At 38.9% G+C, this 24,953-nt stretch carries 22 protein-coding genes; 10 read left to right on the top strand and 12 right to left on the bottom strand.

Translation table 11 applies throughout. From position 1 onward, the window contains the following. Positions 1-60 precede the first annotated feature (60 nt). The 8 genes from CHU_RS09720 to CHU_RS09690 all read right to left on the bottom strand — a co-directional run bounded on the left by CHU_RS09720 (position 61) and on the right by CHU_RS09690 (position 10,102). Positions 61-1,794, bottom strand: coding sequence for a sensor histidine kinase (locus CHU_RS09720; RefSeq protein WP_011585370.1), 1,734 nt, complete (start codon positions 1,792-1,794; stop codon positions 61-63). Further along, on the bottom strand, positions 1,795-2,919 hold the full coding sequence (locus CHU_RS09715; RefSeq protein ID WP_011585369.1) for a sensor kinase for the kdp operon: 1,125 nt from the start codon (positions 2,917-2,919) through the stop codon (positions 1,795-1,797). Then, the gene (locus CHU_RS09710; RefSeq protein ID WP_011585368.1) at positions 2,920-4,068 is read right to left on the bottom strand and encodes a porin; all 1,149 of its coding nucleotides are present in this window, start codon (positions 4,066-4,068) and stop codon (positions 2,920-2,922) included. Positions 4,069-4,094: 26 nt separating this feature from the next. Beyond that, positions 4,095-4,655, bottom strand: coding sequence for a K(+)-transporting ATPase subunit C (locus CHU_RS09705; protein ID WP_011585367.1), 561 nt, complete (start codon positions 4,653-4,655; stop codon positions 4,095-4,097). A 13-nt stretch (positions 4,656-4,668) separates the two neighbouring features. Beyond that, complete coding sequence (gene kdpB, locus CHU_RS09700; RefSeq protein ID WP_011585366.1) at positions 4,669-6,681, bottom strand: potassium-transporting ATPase subunit KdpB; 2,013 nt, start codon at positions 6,679-6,681, stop codon at positions 4,669-4,671. A gap of 11 nt (positions 6,682-6,692) precedes the next feature. Further along, positions 6,693-8,381, bottom strand: a complete 1,689-nt coding sequence (gene kdpA / locus CHU_RS09695; RefSeq protein WP_041932318.1) for a potassium-transporting ATPase subunit KdpA — start codon at positions 8,379-8,381, stop codon at positions 6,693-6,695. 4 nt (positions 8,382-8,385) lie between these two features. Beyond that, positions 8,386-8,463 (bottom strand): K(+)-transporting ATPase subunit F, encoded by a 78-nt coding sequence (gene kdpF, locus CHU_RS19390; RefSeq protein WP_143144051.1) that lies wholly within the window; start codon positions 8,461-8,463, stop codon positions 8,386-8,388. Between the two features lie 292 nt (positions 8,464-8,755). After that, positions 8,756-10,102: a sigma-54-dependent transcriptional regulator gene (locus CHU_RS09690; RefSeq protein WP_011585364.1), complete on the bottom strand. Its 1,347-nt coding sequence runs from the start codon at positions 10,100-10,102 to the stop codon at positions 8,756-8,758. 242 nt (positions 10,103-10,344) lie between these two features. Between CHU_RS09690 and CHU_RS09685 the strand changes: the two genes are divergently transcribed. From CHU_RS09685 to CHU_RS09670, 4 genes are all read left to right on the top strand, one after another. Beyond that, positions 10,345-11,067 (top strand): siderophore-interacting protein, encoded by a 723-nt coding sequence (locus CHU_RS09685; RefSeq protein ID WP_041932317.1) that lies wholly within the window; start codon positions 10,345-10,347, stop codon positions 11,065-11,067. Positions 11,068-11,249: 182 nt separating this feature from the next. Further along, positions 11,250-12,314, top strand: a complete 1,065-nt coding sequence (locus CHU_RS09680) for a calcium:proton antiporter (protein ID WP_041932316.1) — start codon at positions 11,250-11,252, stop codon at positions 12,312-12,314. A gap of 239 nt (positions 12,315-12,553) precedes the next feature. Further along, positions 12,554-14,947: a DUF6055 domain-containing protein gene (locus CHU_RS09675; RefSeq protein ID WP_011585361.1), complete on the top strand. Its 2,394-nt coding sequence runs from the start codon at positions 12,554-12,556 to the stop codon at positions 14,945-14,947. Positions 14,948-15,086: 139 nt separating this feature from the next. After that, the gene (locus CHU_RS09670) at positions 15,087-15,599 is read left to right on the top strand and encodes a hypothetical protein (RefSeq protein WP_143144033.1); all 513 of its coding nucleotides are present in this window, start codon (positions 15,087-15,089) and stop codon (positions 15,597-15,599) included. 84 nt (positions 15,600-15,683) lie between these two features. On the opposite strand, the gene CHU_RS09665 is transcribed toward CHU_RS09670, so the two are convergent. The 4 genes from CHU_RS09665 to CHU_RS09655 all read right to left on the bottom strand — a co-directional run bounded on the left by CHU_RS09665 (position 15,684) and on the right by CHU_RS09655 (position 17,908). Beyond that, entirely contained in the window at positions 15,684-16,292 is a 609-nt protein-coding gene (locus tag CHU_RS09665) for a thioredoxin family protein (protein WP_011585359.1), read from the bottom strand. A gap of 71 nt (positions 16,293-16,363) precedes the next feature. Continuing rightward, entirely contained in the window at positions 16,364-16,849 is a 486-nt protein-coding gene (locus CHU_RS09660; RefSeq protein WP_041932315.1) for a TlpA disulfide reductase family protein, read from the bottom strand. A 215-nt stretch (positions 16,850-17,064) separates the two neighbouring features. Beyond that, positions 17,065-17,223, bottom strand: coding sequence for a hypothetical protein (locus CHU_RS19560; RefSeq protein WP_177254153.1), 159 nt, complete (start codon positions 17,221-17,223; stop codon positions 17,065-17,067). 184 nt (positions 17,224-17,407) lie between these two features. Continuing rightward, complete coding sequence (locus CHU_RS09655; RefSeq protein WP_041932314.1) at positions 17,408-17,908, bottom strand: hypothetical protein; 501 nt, start codon at positions 17,906-17,908, stop codon at positions 17,408-17,410. Positions 17,909-17,943: 35 nt separating this feature from the next. On the opposite strand from CHU_RS09655, the gene CHU_RS09650 reads away from it, so the two are divergent. The 6 genes from CHU_RS09650 (at position 17,944) to CHU_RS09625 (ending at position 24,912) form a co-directional block, all read left to right on the top strand. Next, positions 17,944-18,939, top strand: coding sequence for a hypothetical protein (locus CHU_RS09650; RefSeq protein WP_049755520.1), 996 nt, complete (start codon positions 17,944-17,946; stop codon positions 18,937-18,939). A gap of 113 nt (positions 18,940-19,052) precedes the next feature. Then, positions 19,053-19,766, top strand: coding sequence for a Crp/Fnr family transcriptional regulator (locus CHU_RS09645; RefSeq protein ID WP_011585354.1), 714 nt, complete (start codon positions 19,053-19,055; stop codon positions 19,764-19,766). A gap of 181 nt (positions 19,767-19,947) precedes the next feature. Further along, positions 19,948-21,321 carry an alginate export family protein gene (locus CHU_RS09640; RefSeq protein WP_011585353.1) on the top strand — a complete coding sequence of 458 codons (1,374 nt, stop codon included), beginning with the start codon at positions 19,948-19,950 and terminating at the stop codon, positions 21,319-21,321. 63 nt (positions 21,322-21,384) lie between these two features. Next, a complete protein-coding gene (locus CHU_RS09635) occupies positions 21,385-22,758 on the top strand; it encodes a CmpA/NrtA family ABC transporter substrate-binding protein (RefSeq protein WP_011585352.1) in 1,374 nt (457 codons plus the stop codon). 126 nt (positions 22,759-22,884) lie between these two features. After that, positions 22,885-23,967, top strand: coding sequence for an ABC transporter permease (locus CHU_RS09630; RefSeq protein WP_041932313.1), 1,083 nt, complete (start codon positions 22,885-22,887; stop codon positions 23,965-23,967). Positions 23,968-24,030: 63 nt separating this feature from the next. Next, positions 24,031-24,912 (top strand): ABC transporter ATP-binding protein, encoded by an 882-nt coding sequence (locus CHU_RS09625; RefSeq protein WP_011585350.1) that lies wholly within the window; start codon positions 24,031-24,033, stop codon positions 24,910-24,912. Positions 24,913-24,953 lie beyond the last annotated feature (41 nt).

The following is a 24,953-nucleotide window of genomic DNA, read 5'->3' as shown; positions in this document are numbered from 1 at the left end:
GTCACACACAACACAGAACACAATAAAGAATCTGATTACTGACTCCGCCGTGGAAGATGTCTACTGTCCGCCGGCCACTAACAACCCAATCGTAAACGTACTGCCGCTCCCGAATTCACTATCAACGGAGATGGAGCCGCCTTGTGCTTCTATAAATTCTTTGCTGATGGCTAAGCCAAGTCCGGTACCTTCTTTTTTTGTTCCGGGTACACGAAAGTATCGGTTGAATATTTTGTCTTTGTATTGAGACGCAATGCCTTGTCCGGTATCTTTTACAGATATCGTTACCTTATTATCACGCGATGCAATTGCTAATTGAATGGTAGAATTGTCGTACGAATAGCGAATGGCATTGGATAATAGGTTGATAAGCACCCACGCTGTTTTTTCATTGTCGGCCAGTACATGCGGTATGTTGTCCGGAGCAGTAATTTTAAGTGAGATGTTTTTCTGTTCGGCTTGTGTTTTTGTGGCATTGATGGCATAAAATAAAATTTCCTTTGGATCATTCGGCAGAATAGATAATTGAATGTTTCCGCTTTCAACCTGTGTCATATTTAAAAGCTCACCTGTTATCTTAAGCAAACGATTCGCATCTTCTTTAATACTTTCCAATAGATTTTGCTGTTCTTCATTGAGCATGCCGATCTGTTTGTTTTCCAGCAATTGCAAACTCATTTTAATGGAAGAGATAGGTGTTTTGAATTCGTGCGAAACGGTGGCAATGAAATTTGTTTTGGCAAAATCCAATTCCTTATATTCTGTAATGTTCCGCAGTATAATAACATGACCGATCAATTGTTTTACTTGCTCACCGGTAGGAGTAACGGAGATGTGCAGAATCTCTTTTTCAAAATAGCCTTCTTTATTATTTGAATAAATTTTAATAGGTATGGCTTTATTTGATGGTGTGTTTTCAGCCACCATCAGATCTTGTACAAGAGTGCGTACGAGATCGTTTTTTATTGCCAGTTCCTGTGTATAGTGTCCGATAAGTTCCTCCTGAGAAATGCCAATGATTTTGATCGCTTGTTCATTAACAAAAAGTATTTTTAGATTTTCATCCAGGCCAATGACGGGGTCATACATATTGTTAATGAGGCTTTCAATACGTTTTTTCTCCATCATCAGCTTAGCAAGGTTGCTGCTGTTGTATTCTTCTAATTTTTCAGCCATCGTATTGAAAGATTTGGCAAGTTCACCAAATTCATTATGACCTTCAAAATGTACGCGTTCGGAATATTTTTTTTCAGCGATCTGTTGAATACTTTCGGTAAGTTCTTTGATCGGATTTGCAATGTTGGAAGGTAAATTGATCAATAAGGTGAATGCAATCACAAAGCAGAGTGTTCCCGTAACAGCAATCCAGAAGATCGCTTTGTTGGCGGTAGATTTTGCAATTTCACTTTTCCTTTGAATTCCCTGCATATTCAGATCCATTATTTTATAAATGCCATGTCGGATCTGTGGCAATAAGGTACTGTCTGATCTATTGATTTTATATCGGTTATACTGATTTCGTATTTCTGTAGTAATGTTTTTTTCTCCTGTTTCTGTTAGATTTGCTTCCTGCTTTGTTAAGTTATTTTCGAATGTAGAAATGGCTTGAGAACTTTGTTCTTCTAACGAACTTAACATGAAGCGTGCGTACTCCAAAGAGTTGTAGTTTGCAACTAAAATATTTTCCGTATCTGACTTTAATGCATTGATGTATCTGGTTCCAACAGCACTTAATAAAATGATTAGGAGAAATAATAATCCAACACCTAAGGTCAGTTTTGTTTTTATTTTCATTTAAGATAGAATTACAAGGTCAATATTGTTAGAAGATAACTTTTTGAAAAGCGTATTTAATACGTTGGTTCTCCAGATAATTTTGAACACATTTAAACGAGGCTTACCAATACAAATAGTAGTGATGTTCCTTTCAATGGCTTGACTTACGATCATTTTTGTAACAGAAGCACTTTCTACCTTAATAATTTCTGCACCCAATTCGGTTGCTAATTTAAAATTATTTATCAAATGGCGTTGCTTATCTAGTGCTATTTTATCTGCATGTTCATTCGGTGTTTGTATATATAACACATACCACTTGCTATGGTAATAATTTGCCAGTCGTGCTGTTTTTCGAATCACTTCTTTTGCTGCATGATCGTTGCTGCTGATACACGCTAAAAAACGTTCGTGTTTAATGGCATGCGTTTTCGTTACTTCGGTTTCAACTTTCCGTTCTACTTGAGAAGCTACTTCTTTGAGTGCTAATTCACGGAGTTGCAAAATATGATCGCTTTTAAAGAAATTCTGTAAGGCAGCCTGTATTTTTTCTTCCTGATATATTTTCCCTTCTTTTAAACGGATAATCAATTCGTCGGCTGTAAGATCAATATTTACAACTTCATCGGCTTGGGTTAAGATACTATCGGGGATGCGTTCTTTTACTTCAACACCCGTGATTGTTTTTACTTCTTCATTCAGGCTTTCAATGTGCTGAATGTTTACGGCCGAAATGACGTTGATACCGGCTTCTAAAATTTCGATCACATCCTGCCAGCGTTTTTCATTTTTACTTCCTTCAATATTGGTATGCGCAAGTTCATCTACAATTACAACCTCAGGACGTAAATTAATAATGGCCTGCACATCCATTTCTTCTAATTCTTTACCCTTGTAAAATAATTTGCGTCTGGGTACAACAGGTAAACCTTCCAACAACGCATGTGTTTCTTTGCGATTGTGCGTTTCGATAAAACCGATCTTTACATCAATACCATTTTTCAGTAAGGCATGTGCTTCCTGCAGCATACGGTATGATTTACCTACACCGGCACTCATGCCGATGTAGATTTTAAATTTACCTTTTCTGGATTTTTTGATCAGATCCAGAAAGTGCTGAACGGTTTTATCTTTTTCACTCATTTAGAAAGAAATGGCTAAGGATGTTGTTAGTACGTAATTGTTGTTGTTTGGCTTATTATCTAATATAAATATTTTATCGATACTACTAAATGCTTTTCCTTCCATACGCCAGATTACATTTTCTGCAATTTTGTAATCCATGTTAAGGGAGTAGCCGTAGGTTTGAAAGCCATGTGGAGTAGTGCTTGAAATAATCACACCATTTACATCGCTGTAATATTCAAGCCGCGCAGCAATCGTTGATTTTGATGATACATTATATCTTGCCTGGACAACTGGCGTGAACCAGGTATTATAATGACTGCTTCCTTTAGATTTTTGTTGAAATCCAATATCAAAGCCCAGTATGACACCGAATTTTTCATGAAGCTGAAAGATGCCATAGAGGTTATGGTAATAGCGCATTTGTCTTGTGCTGTCAGGTGAATCACTACCTACAAAGGAACTACTATTTAACGTTATTTTTGATGTTGGTTTATACGTAAGTTGATGTCCAAACGCAGGCATGTTATTGCCGTCAACACGCTGTATGCGCTGCCATCCGTTTAAAACCAATCCGCTTACAAACCATTTTTCGTTATCACTGGTGTAAGAAATTTTTGCACCACTTTCATAATAAGGAGAATTGTCAGCTACCATACTTCGCGTCAAATTCCAGCAATCTTTACCAACGGCACTTTCAAAGCCTATGTGTGAAGCGAAAATACCAGCATCAACCCAGAGATTTTTTCTTCTGGATATTTTAGCACCAACATTTGCTTCGTATATATTTTTCAAAACCCCTGGTTCAGCCGCAAGATTGGCATTGGCATAGGTACCTGTCATGAGTGCAATGTTTGCTCGTATCTTGTCTGTTCCATACGCTATTTTTATAAAACCCAGATTGAGATTTACTTCGTTGTGCCTGTTATAAGAATATACAAAACCTGGTCTTGTATGATTATCCGGATTGCTGAAATCATATCCATAATAGGTTTCGATATAACCCGATATTGTTATATTGTTGGTTACTTGCTTTAGTGATTTGGTTTCAGGTATGGTATCGGATACGGTCTTTTGTGTTTGATCTGTTACCTGCGCTTGAATCGTATGTGTTGCAGCTATGAACATGCCAACACTTACATATATAACTTTAAGGGTGTTTTTCACTAAGATTATTTTTTTAATATTTACGGTTATTTTAAATCATCTAAAGCAATATTGAGTTTCAGTACATTTATTTTTTCAGTACCGAATAATCCCAACAATGGTTTCTCAGTTTGTTGTTCGATTAATTGAAATAATGTTTCTTCTGCAATATTACGAATGTTAGCAATACGTTTTATTTGCACCTTTGCCGCTTGCACAGAAATATTCGGATCTAACCCGCTTCCGCTTGCTGTTACCAGATCCGATGGGATCTCTGATTTGCTTACACCTGGATTATGAACCAGAAAGGTATCAATGCGTGCCTGTACTTCTTTTAAATAGTCCGGATTACCCGGACCTTTGTTACTGCCACCCGAACCTGCTGCATTATAGCCTACTGCAGATGGTCTTGAGTTGAAATAGCTGTCGTCTGTAAACGCCTGTCCGATGTTGCTGTAATAGATTTTTCCATTGTGCACAATCATGTCACCATTGCCATTATTTGGTGTGAATTGTGCAATGCCGTATACCGCAAGTGTATAAATACCCATAAAGAAAACAAGACAAACAAGTGTTAATTTTATGGAAGGAAGTATATTCGATTTCATAATATTTTTTTATTTAAATGAATAAAGAAACAATAAGATCAATTGCTTTAATACCTATGAATGGTATGATCACACCACCTAAGCCATAGATCAATAGGTTTCGGCGGAGCAGTGCACTAGCACCAATGGGTTTGTATGCAACACCTTTTAATGCCAGTGGAATCAGAAATGGAATAATAATGGCATTAAAGATAACCGCTGAAAGTATCGCACTTTCCGGACTATGCAACTTCATAATATTCAAACTTTGTAACGAAGGTATGCCTACAATAAACAGTGCCGGAATGATGGCAAAATATTTGGCTACATCATTCGCAATACTGAAGGTTGTTAAGGTTCCCCGTGTCATTAATAATTGCTTTCCGATCTCAACGATCTCAATCAGTTTGGTTGGATCATTATCTAAGTCAACCATGTTGCCGGCTTCTTTCGCTGCCTGCGTTCCGCTGTTCATCGCCACGCCTACATCTGCTTGTGCAAGGGCAGGAGCATCGTTTGTTCCGTCCCCCATCATGGCTACCAATCTGCCTTCCGATTGTTCTTTTTTGATGTAGTTCATTTTATCTTCCGGTTTTGCCTCCGCAATAAAATCATCTACACCGGCTTTTTCTGCAATGAATTTTGCCGTTAACGGATTATCTCCTGTAACCATAACTGTTTTGATACCCATTTTTCGAAGGCGTTCAAAACGTTCCTGTATGCCGGGTTTGATGATATCCTGCAATTCAATGACACCGATTATTTTTTCGTTTACTGAAATTACTAAAGGGGTTCCGCCATTGCTTGAAATTGCTGTTACACGTTCAGTAGTTTCTGTAGAATAAACATTTCCTTCTTTTTCTGCCAAACGTTTGATAGCGTCTGCAGCACCTTTCCGAATGCGCGTATTTTCATAATCAATACCGGAGCATCGTGTTTCTGCAGTGAATTTTATGAAACGAGGATTTTCAATATTATAACTTGCCGGATTTACGCCTGCTAATTCAATAATGGATTTCCCTTCCGGTGTTTCGTCGCTCATGGAACTAAGTGTAGCGCAGGTAATGAAATATTTTTCATCAACACCTGTACCCGGATAAAAATATGTTGCTTTTCTATTGCCAATCGTAATGGTTCCTGTTTTATCTAACAACAGAACGTCTATGTCGCCGGCTGTTTCAACTGCTTTACCACTCTTGGTAATGACATTGGCGCGCAATGCTCGATCCATGCCTGCAATTCCGATGGCTGAAAGCAAACCACCAATAGTTGTTGGGATCAAACAAACAAATAAAGAAATGAATGCGGCAATAGTGATTGGGGTGTTGGCATAATCAGCAAAGGGTTTTAATGTGATGGTCACAATAATAAATACCAACGTAAAACCAGCCAACAGAATTGTCAATGCAATTTCATTTGGTGTTTTTTGTCGGCTCGCACCTTCAACCAAAGCAATCATTTTATCCAAGAAGCTTTCTCCGGGTTCGGTTGTTACCTGTACTTTTATTTTATCCGATAATACTTTTGTACCACCAGTAACAGAGCTTTTATCACCGCCCGATTCACGGATCACAGGTGCACTTTCTCCCGTAATGGCGCTTTCATCAATGGTTGCAAGACCTTCAATGATTTCACCATCCGTTGCAATAAGATCGCCTGCTTCGCATATAAATACATCACCTTTTTTTAATTGAGAGGAAGAGATGATTTGTCCGCTTACTAATTTGGTGGGCGTTTCTTCCCTTGTTTTACGCAGACTGTCTGCTTGCGCTTTTCCTCGTGCTTCGGCGATTGCTTCAGCAAAATTCGCAAATAACAAGGTTAACAACAGAACGAGGAATACAATAAAGTTATATGTAAAGCTTCCTTGTGATGCTTCTCCGGATAAGATCCAGAGGCATACAGCAAACATTACTGCGGTTCCGATCTCTACTGTAAACATGACAGGATTTCGGAACATAATTTTAGGATTGAGTTTTATAAAGGATTGTTTCAATGCTTCCTGCATCAACTCTTTTTGAAACAACGATGTATGTGGCTTTGTCATTTTCTATATAATTAAATGATGGAGAAATATTCAGCGATCGGACCTAAGGTAAGCGCAGGGAAGAACGCAAGTGCGGCTACCAATGCAATTACAGCAAACACCATTAAACCAAATGTGGCTGTATCTGTATTTAATGTTCCGTTGCTTTCCGGAATATATTTTTTACTTGCTAAGATTCCGGCAATGGCAACAGGCCCGATTATCGGAAGGTAGCGTCCCAGAAGCATAACGAGTCCGCAGGCTATGTTCCAGAAAGGAGTATTGTCACCTAAACCTTCAAAGCCGCTGCCATTGTTAGCAGAAGAAGAAGTGAATTCATACAGCATCTGGCTAAAGCCATGAAATCCGGGATTGCTTAATGTACCTGCAGTTACAGCAGGAGCAGAGCATGCAATTGCAGTGCCGACAAGAATTAAGAGGGGATGCAGTAAAGCAATGATCATTGCGATTTTCATTTCTTTGGCTTCAATTTTTTTACCCAGAAATTCAGGTGTTCTTCCCACCATCAAACCACTAATGAACACGGCCAGTATAATGAAAATATAGAAGTTCAGCATACCTACGCCACAGCCGCCATAAAAGGAATTGATCATCATGGCAAGCATTTGATTCATACCGGAAAGCGGAGTGAAGCTGTCGTGCATGCTGTTCACACTTCCTGTTGAAATGACAGTGGTTGCAATGCTCCAATAGGCTGAAGCTGCAGAACCAAAGCGGACTTCTTTTCCTTCCATGCTGCCCATCTCTTGTGCAATGCCCATGGTAGTTATATTTTGATTGCCATGCATTTCGAAGAGTATGGTTGGAATCGTTAATAAGATGAATCCAATGCTCATTACTCCAAAGATCATCCAGGATAGTTTTTTGCGCTTCAGAACAAAACCCAATGCAAAGATCATGGCAATTGGAATCAGCATTTGCGTTACCATTTCAGTGATATTGGTGAAATAGTTTGGGTTCTCAAATGGATGTGCGGAGTTTACACCGAAGAAACCGCCGCCATTTGTCCCCAAATGTTTAATGGCAACAAATCCTGCAACCGGACCGCGGCTTACCTGAATGGTATCACCTTGAAGTGTTACCATGGTATCCTTACCTTCAAAGGTCATTGGCATGCCGTTGAAGGCAAGAACTATCGCGACAACAAATGCAATAGGTAATAAGATGCGTGTACAGCTTCTCACGAAGAAGGAATAAAAATTACCTAAGGTGTTGGTTGTGCGTTCTTTCATCGCTACAAATACAACGGCACAAATAGCGATTCCTGTTCCGGCACTGATAAACTGCCACAGCATTAAAATCAATTGTCCCAGATAGGAAAGACCGCTTTCACCGGAATAGTGTTGAAGGTTTGTGTTTGTAACAAAACTTACTGCGGTGTTAAACGCCAGATCGCCGCTCATAGAAGGATTGCCATCCGGATTTAAAGGCAGCCAGCTCATGTTTGTAAGTACCAGCATGGCCATAATGAACCATACAAGATTGATGGTAAGCAAGGCGATCAGATGTTGCTTCCAATTCATTTCCTTTGTTGGATCAATAGCACTAAGCTTAAAGAAGAGCTTGTCAAGGGGATCGAAGATGATATCCAGCCACGTATGTTCGTAGTTGAAGATCTTACCAATGTATCTGCCTAAAGGAATAGCGAGCGCAATAACGAGCGCATACATCAAGAGTATACCAGAGATTTCAGTATTCATAGGATTAGAATTTTTCAGGTTTAAGCAATACGTAGCACATATAACCAAATACTGCAAGTGCGATAATAAATAATGCTGCCATAGGATTAGATTTTTTCAAACCAGTTAATGGATGTATAAAAGAGTGCATACATGATGATGCCTGTTGTAATAAGAATTCCTGTGATCATGGTGTTGTGTATTTTTAGTAATTTCAATGATGTAGTTTACTTGTTTAGTCAACTACATGATCTTTTTCAACTCTTGTACCAGCATACATTAGTGTGTGGTAAAACTTTGGAAATGTGTTATTTAATACTTTTTTATACAACCGGGCAATAAAAAACCCTTTCATTTTGAAAGGGTTTACACGATCGTTTCGCTAGGGAAAGGCGTCAGCTTATTTTATATTCTTCTAATTTTCGGTAAAGGGTAGTCAGCGCAATATTTAATAATTCAGATGCTTTTGTTTTATTTCCATTCGTATAATTCAACACTTTTTGAATATGGATTTTTTCTGCGCTTGCCAGGTCGAAAGCGGAAAGTTGTTTTCCATTCTTATCAATAGAATGATATTGAAATTCAACCGGTAATTGATTTAGTTGAATCTCATCGCTGGTTGATAAGATCACAGCACGTTCAATAACATTTTTGAGTTCACGTATATTACCATTCCAGGTGTGTTGTTTAAGTGCTTCAATACATTCGTTTGATATACGTTTGATTTTTTTATTGGTCTTGCTTGAAAACAAGGATAAAAAATGATGTGCCAGCAATTCAATATCGACCATGCGTTCGCGCAGTGGCGGCAATTGAATTTGAAAAACAGAAATGCGGTAAAAAAGATCTTCTCTGAAATGTCCGGCTACAATCTCTTTTTGTAAATCTCTGTTTGTAGCAGCAATAATGCGAACATTCACTTTCGTGACTTTGCTTTCACCAACTTTTAAAAACTCTCCGGTCTCAATCACACGGAGTAATTTTGCCTGTAAGTTTATGGCCATTTCTCCAATTTCATCTAAAAAAATGGTGCCGTTGTTCGCCTCTTCAAATACCCCTTTTTGATCTTTTGTTGCTCCGGTAAATGAACCGGCTTTGTGCCCAAACATTTCACTTTCCAGAAGATCTGTGCTGAATGCGGAACAATTGATCGCTACAAAGTTTTGTTTACTGCGATTGCTTTCCTGATGAATGGCTTGAGCAAAAACTTCTTTTCCTGTTCCTGTTTCGCCGGTCAATAGAACGGTTGTATCTGTTTGTGCAACCTTCTTTGCTAAGTCAATGGCGTGCAAAAGGGATTTTGATTTGCCTGTAATTTTATCAAAAGAGTGTTTGTCGCCAAGTTGTTTTTCTAATTGCTGAACACGTTTAGCCAGCGATACTTTATCCATTGCCCGATAGAGCAATGGAATAATTTTATTGTTGTCATCACCTTTGGTTATATAATCAAAGGCGCCATTTTTAATGGACTGGACACCATCGGGAATATTTCCATATGCCGTTAATAGAATAATTTCTGTGAATGGATATCGCTCTTTTATTTTTGTGCATGTATCAATACCATTACCATCCGGCAGTTTCACGTCGCAGAGTACAACATCAATATCTGCTTGTTCTAATTTCTTAAATGCTGTTTTAATGTCGCCTGCCTGAAGCACTTCAAAACCTTCCAGACTGATAATCCTTGCGAGTAAGGTTCTCAGTTTTTCTTCGTCATCTATAATTAATATGTTTTTCAACATGGATCTATTGATTATTAAATGTAGTGTTTATAAGATTTTTTCGTGTTCGCATTTTAAATGCATCTAGTACGAAAGTATATCGCTTTTTGCTCCAGTAAATTCATACATTGAACACTATTCCTGCATATACAAATTAAGTTAAGAGAATTTTGCGCCTGGATCTACTTTTCAGCACTGCTGAATGGTTAAGATTACAATATTTTTTTGTAATATCCGTCTCTCTATCATAAAAACACATCCGTATGGGCATAGCAGATTCGATCGCACGCAGATTTTTAAATAAAGCATTGGTTATTTCCAAAGAACAGATTGCAGACAATGTGTTTCACCTGATCATTGCAGGGAAAGCGCTGCAGAATCTGGCATATATTCCCGGACAACAGGTGCGTATCTTTATTGGTATGGACAAAAAACTGGGCTTAAGGGAAAAGATCCGTACGTATTCGATCTGGAATTACCACAGTGGCAACGGCACTATGAATCTAACAATCTGTGCACATTCAGGCGGGCCGGGCAGTAACTGGATAAAATCTGTAAAAGCGGGAGAAGAAATATATCTTACCGCTCCACAAGGGAATTTTTTACTGAATGTTCATGCATCTGAATATCTATTCATTGGTGATGCGACAACACTTGCACACTTTTATGCCATCAGGAGAAATCTGCCTGATACTAAAATCATGCGTGGTATTATCTATGCAGAAAAAAAATCACAACTGTTTACCGACCTGGATGGTTTACTTCCGTTTGAGTTTTATGAATTGCCGCACAATCCGATAGAGCAGATAAAAGAACTCATAGAACTCAAACCACCTGTAAATACTGCTGATGCGATTGTATATATCGGAGGCGATGGGCGTATATGTGTAGCGCTGAATACCTACTTCAGAAAATTTAAAAGCTGGAAAACAAAAAATATCCGGATTAAACCATTCTGGATGCCTGGTAAGCAGGGACTGGAGTAATAATAAATCGTGATGCTTGGCTGTCAGTAATACAAATAGTAATTGATATATTATACCACATCCTTTTCAATGCTGTGTCGGAATAGCGCATAGAAGAGATGCATGCATGCGCAAATTCTTTGATTTCATTAAGGCCGATTAGAAATAAAATGCTATCTTACAATTTACCAAATTGTAGAAAGATGAAATTATTACTTCAATGGACAATCATAATTCCGATTCTGGCATGGGCACTTTTTTTCTCCGGATTTATTGACAACAATACTATTGTACAGATCATAGCAAGCATACTCCTTATTCTGAGTGTTATGTCAGCAGTACACCATTCTGAAATCATTGCACACAGAGTAGGTGAACCGTATGGAACAATTATTCTTGCGATTGCAATTACTGTAATTGAGGTTTCAATAATTGTATCACTTATGGTATCCGGCGGTCAGGAATCTGTTTCATTAGCCAGAGATACGGTATATTCTGCAACCATGCTTATTCTTAATGGAATTGTTGGCCTTAGTCTGTTTATTGGCGGGTTGAAGCATCACGAACAGGAATTCTCAAAACATTCTGTAACGATTGCTCTTGTTTCACTCATCTCTATAGTGGTATTCACCCTTGTTGTGCCAACGTTTACTGAAAGTGTACACGGTTCTTACTATTCAACACCTCAGCTTATTTTTGCTTCCATTGCATGTCTGGTTATATATTTTTTCTTTTTATTTGCCCAGACATCCAGGCACAGGGAATATTTTCTTTCGGGAAAAGACGATACAGATAACGTTACTGTAATCAGTAACTGGAATTTGGCTATAAGCCTTTTGTTTCTGCTGGTTAGTCTGGGAATCGTTGTATTATTAGCAAAAACACTTTCACCAACCATTGAAAGCATTATTATCAGCTATCAATTGCCTGTAACACTAGTAGGTGTTGTGATTGCAATAATAATTTTGTTGCCGGAATGTATTGCTGCTATTATTGCCGCAAGAAATAACAAACTCCAGACAAGTTTAAATCTATCACTTGGATCTGCGTTAGCAAGTATCGGCTTGACTATTCCAAGTGTAGCAGTTGTTTGTATCATGAATGATATGAAAATTATTATGGGGCTTGATATTAAATCCATTATCCTCTTAGGACTATCAGTGTTTACTGTCATGCTTTCATTAAGCAGCGGAAGAACCAATATTGTATATGGCGTCGTGCTTTTAGTGAATTTATTTGCTTTTATATTTCTGATTATATATCCTTGAGTCAATAGTCAGGTAAAAAAAATGCTGATCCGGGGGCTGTAACAAACAGACTCCGGATTTTTGCTTTGGAGGGTTTTGAGATACCTGCGTAATACTACCATATACCTGTTAAAAAACGGTTTGAATTATTTTAACCGATCATTTTGTGCTTTTTATATTTATTCCGTTACTTTTTATATGCTCGTTTGTCTTACATAAAGAGTTAATCCACTTGCTTTTATAACCCTAAACCAGACACTATGAAAAAACTTTTACCTGGAATTCTTTGGATGAGTATTTTTTTTAATCTCGCTGCGCAGAAAACCGTTTTCAGGCCAGCAGAATTTGATAATCCAGCCAGTGAATATTACAACAATGTATCTGAAACACGCAAATACGAATCTGCAAATTTTGTTTTGTATTGGGGAGATAAAGTAGGAACAAACCCTGCCGTATATGCAGATGCTGATTTGCGTTTCAATCCGCAGGCGGTGGCAGATACACTCGAATATATTTTCAAACGCTACATCACCGATCTGCATTTTATTAATAATGGCTCTTCCACAAATTTCGGTAAGTATAAGATTATGATTATGATGATGAATACCTGGTCATCTACCGATGCCCGTTTAACAGGCTTTGCGGCTGCCAGTTCATTCAGTAATACTATCGGCGCCATGTTTGTACATCCGCAGGCAACAAAAGATGGAGGGGCGCTTAGTCACGAGTTTGCACACACCTTGCAGATGATGATGCGTATTCAGGAAAATCCGGGCAACGGAAATGCCTTTGCAGGATATGACTGGGCCGGTCCGTTTTTTGAAGGGCATGCTAATTACATGCGTGCGATGGCATATCCAAAGTGGGCAGACACCGACGGTACACTTACACGATGGCTGCAGACAAGGCACTTTATGTGGTCTTCTAACCGCCATCATTATACCAATTACCATTTACTGTTTTATGTGCAGGAAAAAGAAGGCTTTGATTTTACCAGAAGAATGTGGGCTGAATCAAAGAATCAGGAACATCCGCTGGAAACCATTAAACGGTTAAAAGGTTTTACACAGGAAGAGTTAAACAATTATCTATGGGGATATGCCCAGCGCCAGCCAGCCTTTGATTACCCGATCCAATGGAACGATCAGATCAATACTGCCAATAATTTTGGAAAAACAATCCGCAGCGTATATCAATCCATAAAGAATAATATGCCGCGTTATGTAAGCAGACAGTTTACCTTACTTACAAAAGTAGCAGGTACTACGGATCAATACTATACCAACGATGACTGGGCCCCTCAGGATTACGGCATGAACATTATCCCGTTGTATCCGACGTGTGCGGAAACACAAAAGAAAGTAACCATTAAGTTTAAAGGACATACAGAAGTAAACACCATACAGGCCGGCTGGCGGTACGGTTTTGTAACTACAAAGGCAGATGGTACCGTTTCGCGTTACAGCACTATGTACAGTACAGATGGCGAAGCTTCGTTTACACTGGATGCAGCAACGGAATCAAACATCTATCTGGTCGTTTATTCGGCACCTAAGGTGCATGTGAATTATAACATGGATGTAGGGTATCCCAAACAACGCAGGTATCCCTATGAATTAAAAATTGCTAATGCCGTACCCGAAGGATACCAGGCGGCGGCTGATTTTAGAAAGTTTTTGAAAACAAACGGTAAGATTCATTCCAACGGGGGCGGCTGGATCTCCAATAATGCCAGTGTTGCATCAACCGTATATGTTGGGCCATATGCCATTGTTAAAGGCGGTACACTTACAGGCAGCGTTCGTATAGAAGATTATGCAACAGTTGAAGGTGGTAATATCAGTGGCAGTGCCCTTATAAAAGGAAATGCCTATGTGTATAATGCAACCATATCCGGAAATGCACTGATAGAAGGTAATGCCTGGATGGAAGGCGGTTCAGTAACCAACACGGCAAATCTAAAAGGCAATGCCATGTGCTGGGCTGCAAATTATTCCGGAAACGTAATTGTGGGCGGAGATGCAGAAGTAGGCAGTTGTGCATCGGGTGTTTACATGCAGGCTCCATATTGGAGAAATGGCAGAAGCGATTGCGATGGGAAAGGAGCAACCGATGTTTCGAATGTTGATAGTAACGCTCCGTTTACCAATTTTACTGCCGTACAGATGGCATTCAATACAACACCTTCGTGTACAGATGCCGTAACCACTTATACGTTGGCTACAACCGTTGCTGGTTCCGGTACGGTGAGTCCGGCTTCCGGTACATTCAATGCCGGTACAACACAAACGCTTACTGCAACAGCTGCTGCAGGGTATGTGTTCAGCCGCTGGAGCGGCGATGCATCCGGTACTGCAAATCCCTTAAGCATTACCATGAATGCGAATAAGAATATTACAGCAACGTTTAGTTCTATTACAACGGATGTACATGCAGCTGCTGATATAGCTCAAACCCGCATCTATCCGAATCCAAGTACGAATACATTTACGCTTGAAACCGGTATGGCGATCAATGTAGATGTTTATACCATGACCGGAAAACTTGTAGCATCATACAAAAATGTTGAATCTGTTTCATTTGGCGAAGAGCTGAATGCTGGTATATATATGCTTAAGGCCGGAAATGAATTTTATAAAATCATTAAAGAATAAAGGTTAATGTAAGCGTACGGTTTTTTTATTGCGCGCTTACGTTAACATTTATCCGCAATTCAATTGTGTATGCTGTTTCATTTTTAATTACATATAGATGGTTCGTTTTTTTAACATTTTCAGAAAGAAACCTGCGCGGATGGATACGTTACATGCAGCAGCGGAAATATTTCCGCTGCAAGCATGGATGAAATATAGCATGGATCCGTTTGAGCGGTATGACAGGATGCTTAAAAGTTCCATAGAGGGCGGATGTATTCTTGAATTGATACATAGATTTCAGGATAAATGGCTGGTGAAAAATCAGGAAATCGAAGTTGCATTTGATGCTTTTGCCTGCCGGCAGCAATCAAATGCCGCATACATTGCGCAGCTTTATTTTTTTGTGCTGGCGCAGCTTGGTTATTATAGAAATGAAATTATTCCGGTATTACTGATCTATCCCATGCGTGCATTTTACTCAGCTACAGGCTCTGCTGCATATAACGAATTGCTGCAGTTTATAAACGACAACCTGGTTGATTATAAAATTATTTCTTATGAAGGATTGCCACCGACCGTACAGATGGACTGGTTTAAAGATTACCTGGAAAGGCATCAACCATTGATAGATGAACTATTTCAACAGCTGGTACAGGAAAATAAAAAATGAGATAAAAATAATAGCCCAAGATTTTAATCGTGGGCTATTATTTTTATTAAAACATGTGCGATTGTACAAGACAACTCATCAGCTTTATTTTTTCCACTTGATACCACAACCGATTGCTTTGGTAGAAGTAGTAGTAACGTCTTTACCTGCCAGCAACGCATCAACAGCCTGTTCTACATATTTAGTTGTTACAGCAGAAGCATCATCTGTATTATCATCAATGGCACCAATGTATTTAACAACAAGATCTGCGTTTTCTTTTTTCAATACAAATACATGCGGCGTTTTTGTTGCTCCGTATGCTTTAGCAATTTCCTGTGTATCATCTACTAAATATGGGAAAGTAAACGATTTACTTTTAGCTCTTTTTTTCATGTTCTCGAAATTGTCATCCGGATATGCGGTTGCATCATTGGGATTGATCGCTACAACAGGGTAACCTGACTTTGCGTATTTATTATTCAAGGCAACAATACGGTCTTCGTATTTAACGGCGTACGGACAGTGATTACACGTAAATACAACAATAAAGCCTTTTGCATCTTTTTTATCTGCAAGCGAAAAAAGTTTATCGTCAATGTTCTTAAGTTTAAAATCACGTGCCTTGTCGCCAACCGCATAACCGCCATCGGTTACAAAGGAAGCGAATACAAATAATAAAGCGGTTGAAATAATTGCGGTTATTTTTCTCATATGGTTATATTTTTTAAATTATGAATTATGAATTATGAATTGTGATCCGCGGCGGCGGAATGAATTATGAATTAATTTTTAAACGTTTTTATTTTTTCATTAAGTTCGGTTTGCGTAAGATCGCCTTCATGAAAGAAAACTTTTTTTCCCGCTTTGTAAAATACTGTTGCAGGAATAGCTCCATCCCAGCTGGTATCAATCTGATTGATCCATTTATTCGGATCACCGGCATTAAACAGATACACCTGATTCAGGATATTTTTCTTTTTTATAAACGCTTCAACTTTTGCTTTTTCAGAAATAAAATCAAGGCTGATAAGTAAAATTTTAACTTTTTGATCGGCATTTTCTTTTGCAGCTAATTCAAAATAAGGCAGCTCTGCTACACAAGGACCGCACCACGTTGCCCAAAAATTTACAATATACAGGGTGTCATTTTCAGGATGTATAGTTTTAGCCTGAAGCTGTTCCATGGTTATTTGTTCAATAGCATCAGAAGCCTGGTCTGTTATATTAAAGCTGAAAAGAAAAATTAATAAAGAATAAAGGTATGTCATAGTTGATCTGCGATTTAACATATACAAGAAACAAAATATGCATTGAAAAAGAAATATGGGCAGGATGGTGTCTGTAAATAGTAGACGACAGGTGCAAAAAAATCGACTGAATCCGATAAAAAGTAGACAGAATAATTAAAAAATGATCAGCAGACAGTTGTCAGTCAATTGTAATTAGCATAAATCACATTAACTGTCTGCTGATCACTATATACTTACATTACGGTATTATTTCTTGTCAGTTCAAAATTTGTAACAGGGTGATATACCAAAGGAATCTGTTCAATCTGAATGTCGCGTTTCCAGGCGAAAGCATTCGTGTCGCTCTGGCCCAGTTGTTTCAGAAAAAAATACCAATTCAATAAATAAGCCATACAAAGCCAATGTTTATAAGGTATTGAGTTTACGCGTTTGCAGGATGTTAAACATAGCCGGGCGTTGTTGTAAAAATACGATTCAGAATATAAAGATTTTATAAACAATATTCTGCGCAATACCTGTATATAAAAAGAAGACCTGGCAGTTAATTACCAGGTCTTCCTTTTTATACGGATATTTTTATAAGTCTTTCCACACAATGTATTCAGGTGTTTCGATCCAGTTACTGAAATTATTAGCCCTGTCTTTTAACCGGACTTGAAATTTCAAGGTGTCTCCATCACTGTAGGGTAAATCAGGATTTGGCACTTTGCGGAATTCTATCTTATAGGTAATTATGCCATCAATAGGACCTGTAGCATTATAAGGGGATAGCAGAGGCAGAGAAGCATTCAGGCTTGGCACAAATGTTATTTCTGAGAACGTACCATTTGATTTACGAAGAACTTTTACAAAAAAATCAACGTCTTTTTTCGTTTCATTTCCAAGATCACCATTACCATCCTTGAAATTGACAAACAATAAAAGTGAATCGATTTGTAAAGAGGGATAACTGATTTTTTTCATCTCTTTTAAATCGATGCTTGGTTCCGGCGGATAGCTCGGTGCTTTTTTACAAGCACAGATGCATACGGTAATTAATACCAGGAAAGATAAATAAACTGTGTTCTTTAAAAACATTGTTGTTAATTTGTACCTCAATATACCAATATAGAATGTCATTTGACAAAGAAATAAAGCGTATTTTATTAGAATTGCCTCAGTCAATAAACGAAGAAAGTATTATTGAAGTATATAGGTATCAATATACCAATAATCCGATCTATAAATTGTTTGCTGATTCGGTACACAGATCTCCTGCTGTTGTTAAAAATGCTGGTGAAATACCTTTCCTGCCGATTGCTTTTTACAAAAAACACCAAATTGAAACACAGGATGGCAATGTTGATTTTTCAAAGGCAATTTCTTTTTCCAGCAGCGGTACAACCTCTTCCAGCCGTTCAACCCATACGGTAGCTGATCCAGCATTTTATGCTGCCCGCAGCAAGCAGATCTTTGAAAATTATTACGGACCATTAACAGATACAATTATTCTGGCGGTATTACCTTCGTATGAAGAAAATCCATCTTCTTCACTGATCTTTATGATGAAACACTTCATCGAAGCTACGGGGCATGCCGCATCCGGTTTTTATGCCTTTAATATTGCTGCTATTAAAGCTGTGTTGAAGGAACTTCATACAGAAAATAAAAAGATCATCGTTTGGGGTGTAAGCTATGCGTTGCTGGATTGGGCCGAACAGGAACGAGAATCTTTTTCATCGGTTATATTTTTAGAGACTGGAGGAATGAAAGGCCGTAGGAAAGAGTTAACCCGTTCTGAGTTGCACGAGCAGCTTACTAAAGGTTTTGGAGTAACTGCCATTCATTCTGAATACGGAATGACAGAATTGTTATCTCAGGCGTATTCCTTTGGTGAAGGATTGTATGCATTTCCGACAGGTTTAATTCCCGTTCTCAGAGAAGTGAATGATCCTTTTGGTCGTATTACACGAGGCAGCGGAGGCATAAACATCATTGATCTGGCTAATATTAATGCCTGCTGTTTTATTGAAACGCAGGATATAGGGCGAATTTCAGCGAATGGTTTTGAAATTTTAGGCCGCATTGATGCATCCGATATCAGGGGATGTAATCTGTTGTATGTATAAATTGAAATTTTTAAGTATAAATACGTAAATAATTTAAGTACTTATACTTAAATTTAGACTGTTTTTTATACCTTGTTGTATAATCAGGTGTTTACTCTGTCACGTATACGCATATGGCCAAAACAATTCCTACCTGTTCAAATTGTTCCAATGATTTGTGTCTGATCAAAAAGATCGTATCCATGCCTGCCGCGCAAGCATATTTAAATCAGAAAATTACATTCATGTGTAAAAAAGGTCAGCAATTTATTATTGAAGGCGCACCTGTGCAGGGATTATTTTTTATTTATAAGGGAAAATCAAAAGTTATGCAGACCGGTATTAACGGGCGGGAACAGATTGTACGACTGTGCAAGGAAGGAGAGATTATTGGCCATAGAGGTTTTGCTGTTGGCGATCAGTATCATATTTCGGCTGAAGCGCTCGAAGATACGGTCGTGTGTAATTTTTCGAACCGCACGATGCTGGAACTGCTGCAGGAGTTGCCGTCACTGACGTATGAGATGATGCTTTTTTATGCAAAAGAGTTAAATGTTAGTGAAACAAAAGTGCGTAAAATTGCACAAATGACAGTTAGAGAGCGGGTAGTAGACACCTTGTTATACATACACCGCAAGTTTGGGCAAAGTGATCAATTACTTGATTTACAATTAACAAGAAAAGAAATTGCGGATTTTTCCGGTACTACGGAAGAACAGATTATCCGTATTCTTTCCATGTTGAAAAAGGAAGGTGTTATACGTAGTTCAGGTAAAAAAATTGGTATCGCTGAAATTGTCAAACTTAAAAAAGAAATTTCGGAACACAATTATTTTATTGCAAGTTGATGTCTTAACTATCTTATTTACAGATTTTTTATTTTAAAACCTGCTTTTTAGCAGGTTTTTTTATGGTATAAAAGGTTGTGCATACCTGTCCGATTCATTGGTTTAATTACTGTTGTGTTACTTATTTTTGTAAGTATAAATACTTAAATAAGTACGTAGTAAGAAAATAAACAAAACGGATATGAAAAAAGGAATACTGCCGGTTTTAATACTAGGGGGAGTTTTATTAGGTGAAAAAGCGTTTGCCCAATTTTCTTTATCGGGGCAGTACAGACCCCGAACGGAATTGCGGGACGGTTTTAAAACACCTGCAACAAAGGGCCAGGAAGTAGCATCTTTTACCGAACAACGTACGCGATTAATCGCTACGTACAAAATGCCAAAAATTGAAACTAAATTTTCTATTCAGGATGTACGCATCTGGGGAGAAGTAGGAACAATCAATAAATCAGATAATCTGTTTTCAGTACACGAAGCATTTGCCGTTTATAAAACAGATTCATTAGGTAAAAGCAGATTCATTATCGGTCGTCAGGAATTGAATTACGATGATCAGCGTGTATTGGGAAGCCTGGATTGGGCTGCACAGGCAAGAAGTTTTGATGCCCTTAAATACGCCTATAAACATTCCGATTCTACCTGGGAATTTCATTCGATCATTTCGTTTAATCAGGATGGAACAATTGCAGAACCTTCAAAACTGCAAAACTCAAAAACCGGAACAGGCGGGAACAACTATAATGGTGGTGTTTCCGGCTCGTTTAATCAGCCTTTGCCTAAAACGTCTTTATATCTGTGGTACAACACAAAATTAAAAAAAGGTAAACGCGGTGATATCTCTTTTATCTCTATGATGGAAGGATACCAGGAAACTCCAACAATGGTTTCTCCGCTTTACACATTTGGTGTTACGCCAACACTGAAGCTGGGTAAGGTGAGAATACATGCTGCCGGTTATTATCAGGCAGGTAAAACAAGAGACAGTATTGGCATAAGTGGTTTTCTCGCGCATCTGGAAGCTACCTATGAAGGTTCAGCATTCAAACCCACAATCGGTTTTGACTTGCTATCCGGCGACGATAAAAAAACAACAGATAAGATCGAAGGGTTTAATCCCCTGCATGGAACGCACCATAAGTTTTACGGACACATGGATTATTTCTATGTAGGTAATGGCCATAATGGCGGTGTAAATGGCCTGAGCGGCGGTTTGCTTGATCTATATGCAAAAACAATTGTTCCGGTGGGCAAATCGAAGCTTGCTGCAGATCTGCATTTTTTTATGTCTCCTACAGATGTTGTTAACCCAGCCGATGCAGCTAAACATTTAAGCAGTTTTTTAGGAACGGAAATAGATCTGATCTGGAGCAAACAGTTGATTGAAAATGTAGGCTTGTCTGTTGGTTACTCGCAGATGTTTCATACAGAAAGCATGTCGGCGATCAAAGGAAAGCTAACGGCTGATCCGGCGGATACGTCCAAAACCATTGATAACACTACGTTCTATCAAGGCTGGGCATGGATCATGATCAATTTTACACCTAAATTCTTATAGTAAGCTGATGCTTCATAAGGTTACCTTAACTACTCAATTACTAAAAAAACGAACAAACGTGTTATGAAAAAAATAAACTATGTTATAAAAGCCGCTGCATTCGGATTGCTTGTAGCCGCCTTAAACAGCTGCGGAGGCAGTGAAACGGCTGATCAAACAACGGGCGATACATCTGCTGCAACAGCACTTGCTATTGAAAAGCCGCAGTTGAAAATCGGCTTTATAAAACTTACAGATATGGCTCCTTTAGCTATTGCAAAAGAAATGGGTTTCTTTGAAGAGGAAGGATTATTTGTAACGCTTGAAGCACAATCTAACTGGAAAAATGTGTTAGATCGGGTGATTGACGGAGAACTGGATGGCTCGCACATGCTGGCTGGTCAGCCTATTGCAGCAAGCTCCGGATTTGGCCGCCAGGCGGAATTGGTAACGCCGTTTTCAATGGATCTGAATGGTAATGCAATTACTGTATCAAACGATGTGTGGGCAATGATGAAACCAAACATTCCCAAAGATGCACACGGTAAACCGGTACACCCGATTAAAGCAGATGCCTTAAAGCCTGTGGTTGATTCGTATAAAAAACAAAACAAACCATTTAAGATGGCCATTACGTTTCCGGTTTCAACGCATAATTATGAAATCAGATATTGGCTGGCAGCCGGCGGTTTGAATCCGGGGATGTATACAGCAGAAAATGTAGAAGGACAGGTAGGCGCTGAAGTGATGTTGTCTGTAACGCCTCCTCCGCAAATGACGGCTACTATGGAAGCAGGAACAATTTTTGGATACTGCGTAGGCGAGCCCTGGAATCAGCAGGCTGTATTCAAACAAGTGGGTGTGCCTGTAATAACAGATATTGAAATCTGGAAAAATAATCCCGAGAAAGTATTTGGTATGACAAAAAAGTTTGTAGAAGAAAATCCCAACACTGCCATTGCTATTACCAAAGCATTGATCAAAGCAGGTAAATGGCTGGATGATCCGGCAAACAGAGCAAAGGCTGTTGGTATTCTTTCCAAACCTGCTTACGTGGGTGCTGATTCTATTGTGATTGCAAACTCCATGACAGGCACATTTGAATTTGAAAAAGGTGATAAAAGAGAAGCAGCAGATTTTAATGTGTTCTTCAAATACAATGCAACGTATCCATTCTATTCAGATGCTGTTTGGTACTTGACGCAGATGAGACGTTGGGGACAGATCACGGAATCTAAGCCGGATGCCTGGTATGATGCAACAGCAAGAAAGGTATACAGGCCGGATGTATGGATGTCTGCAGCAAAACTATTGGTTCAGGAAGGTGTATTGAAAGAAAGTGATCTTCCTTCAAATACTGGCTACAAGCCTGCCACAGCTGATTTTATTGATGGTACAGAGTATGATGGTACAAAACCAAATGAATATCTGAAAAAATTTAAAATAGGGAATAAGTAAAAAGTCTATAGTGGTCAGTGAACAGTAAAAAAATAGCACTGGCAGAGGCTTCCATCCTATAGGGCCAATGCCTGCATGCCTGGCAACCTCTGTGTCCTGTCCACTGTCAACTGTCAACAAAACATTATGAAAACCAAACTGATTACATCCATGAACTGGATCGGCCTTGGCTTTTTAGAGCCGGTTATCCGATTGTTAAGCGGAGAGGAACCGCTTAAAAATTTAACAGAAGTAGGAAAGAATTTGTTTTTGCCGCTGGCTTCTGTTTTAGCATTTATAGTATTGTGGGAAGCCGGAGCGCATAAGTTATACAGCATAGAAGCAGATCGTAAGGTGCAGAAAGTCTTGACTGAGCAGGGAAAAGATGCTGCCGTTCAAATGCGGAAATGCATAGATTCCGGAGAAAAAGAATGCAAGCCAAACTCACTGCCTTCACCAAGTCAGGTGTATGCAGCCTGCTTATCTTTATTGGCCGATCACAGAATGATTGCACAGGATAAAAAATCATTTACCGATAAAACGGCAAAGGTAAATGCCATGCGTGCAAAAGCAGGGCAAAGTGAGATACGTTATACCGGTAGGCCTTCCTTCGTAGATCAGATAGGCACAAGTTTAAAGACGGTGTTTGCAGGTGTATTGTTATCGATGTTCATTGCTATTCCGATTGGTATTTTATTGGGTTTAAGTGAAACACTGAGAACTTCAATCAATTGGCTTATCCAGATTTTAAAGCCCGTATCGCCGGTCGTGTGGCTGTTATTGGTTTCAATGGTTATTAAAACATTACTGACAGATTCAACCATGGATAAGTCGTTTCTTATTTCTTTTATAAGTGTCGGCTTATGCGGAATGTGGGCTACACTTGTAAATACGAGTATGGGGGTGGCATCGGTAGATAAAGATTACATAAATGTTTCTAAAGTACTTCGCTTAAATGTATGGAAGAATATTTATAAGATTGTGTTGCCTTCGTCTTTCCCATTAATATTCACAGGTATCCGTATTACTGTTTCTGTTTCATGGATGGTGTTGATCGCTATTGAACTGTTGGCGCAAAGTCCCGGCCTTGGCTCATTTGTATGGGAACAGTTTCAGAACGGGGCGAACGATTCAAATGCAAAAATTCTGGTAGCCATGTTTGTGATTGGCGGCATTGGCTTTTTACTGGATAAAATCATGATGACGCTACAGAAATTATTAACGTTCTGATCGGTGCATAAAAAAATATAGAGTCTATAAAGCAGTTGAAGAAACAGATAAACAGATATATCTATGGCATTATTGGAATTAAGAAACGTAAGCAAAGGGTATGGTACAGGCAGTAATCGTACAGAAGTATTAAAAAATATAAATCTTACCATTGAAGAAGGCGAATTTATTGCAGTTGTTGGTTTTACAGGCAGCGGAAAAACAACATTGATCAGCCTGATTGCTGGCTTGATTGAACCGGATGAAGGAGAAGTGTTATTAAACGGAGTGAAGATAACAGGGCCGGGGCCGGATAGAGGAATGGTCTTTCAAAATTATTCGTTGCTGCCCTGGCTTTCTGTGCGGGGCAATATATTGCTGGCTGTTGATTCTGTTTTTCCGCTTATGTCTGCAAAAGAAAAAAATGCATATGTTAAAAAATATGTTGCTATGGTAAATTTACTGCCTGCGCTGAATAAAACACCTTCAGAACTTTCCGGCGGTATGCGCCAGCGTGTTTCAGTTGCACGTGCGTTGGCAATGGATCCCAGGATATTGTTACTGGATGAACCGCTTAGCGCGCTGGATGCCTTAACCAGAGGTTCGCTTCAGGATGAGATCAGCCGTATCTGGGAACAGGATAAAAAAACAGTTTTACTGATCACAAATGATGTCGATGAAGGAATATACCTGGCTGATCGCATCATTCCGTTAAAGCCCGGGCCGAATGCCACACTGGGGCCAATCTTTTCGGTAGAGCTGGAACGGCCGCGTGATAAAAAAGCACTGAATCACAATGCTGTATTTAAAGCACTGCGAAATACCGTAAATACCTATTTAATGAATGTTGGTGCTGAAGCTAAAAAGGGTTCAGGCGCCAGGACATACATCTTACCCGAAGCGCAGCCTTTAGACTTGTTGGGGCCTACAGGAGTTCCCTATTCATTAAGAAGATTGGTGAGCTGATAAAATACCTTTCAACGGAATGTTTGCTTAACCTGAATGAT

Origin of the sequence: Cytophaga hutchinsonii ATCC 33406 (genome assembly GCF_000014145.1) — a bacterium.
Lineage (GTDB): Bacteria > Bacteroidota > Bacteroidia > Cytophagales > Cytophagaceae > Cytophaga > Cytophaga hutchinsonii.
The sequence above is the reverse complement of the archived record's forward strand: the minus strand, read 5'-3'. Positions and strand labels throughout refer to the sequence as shown.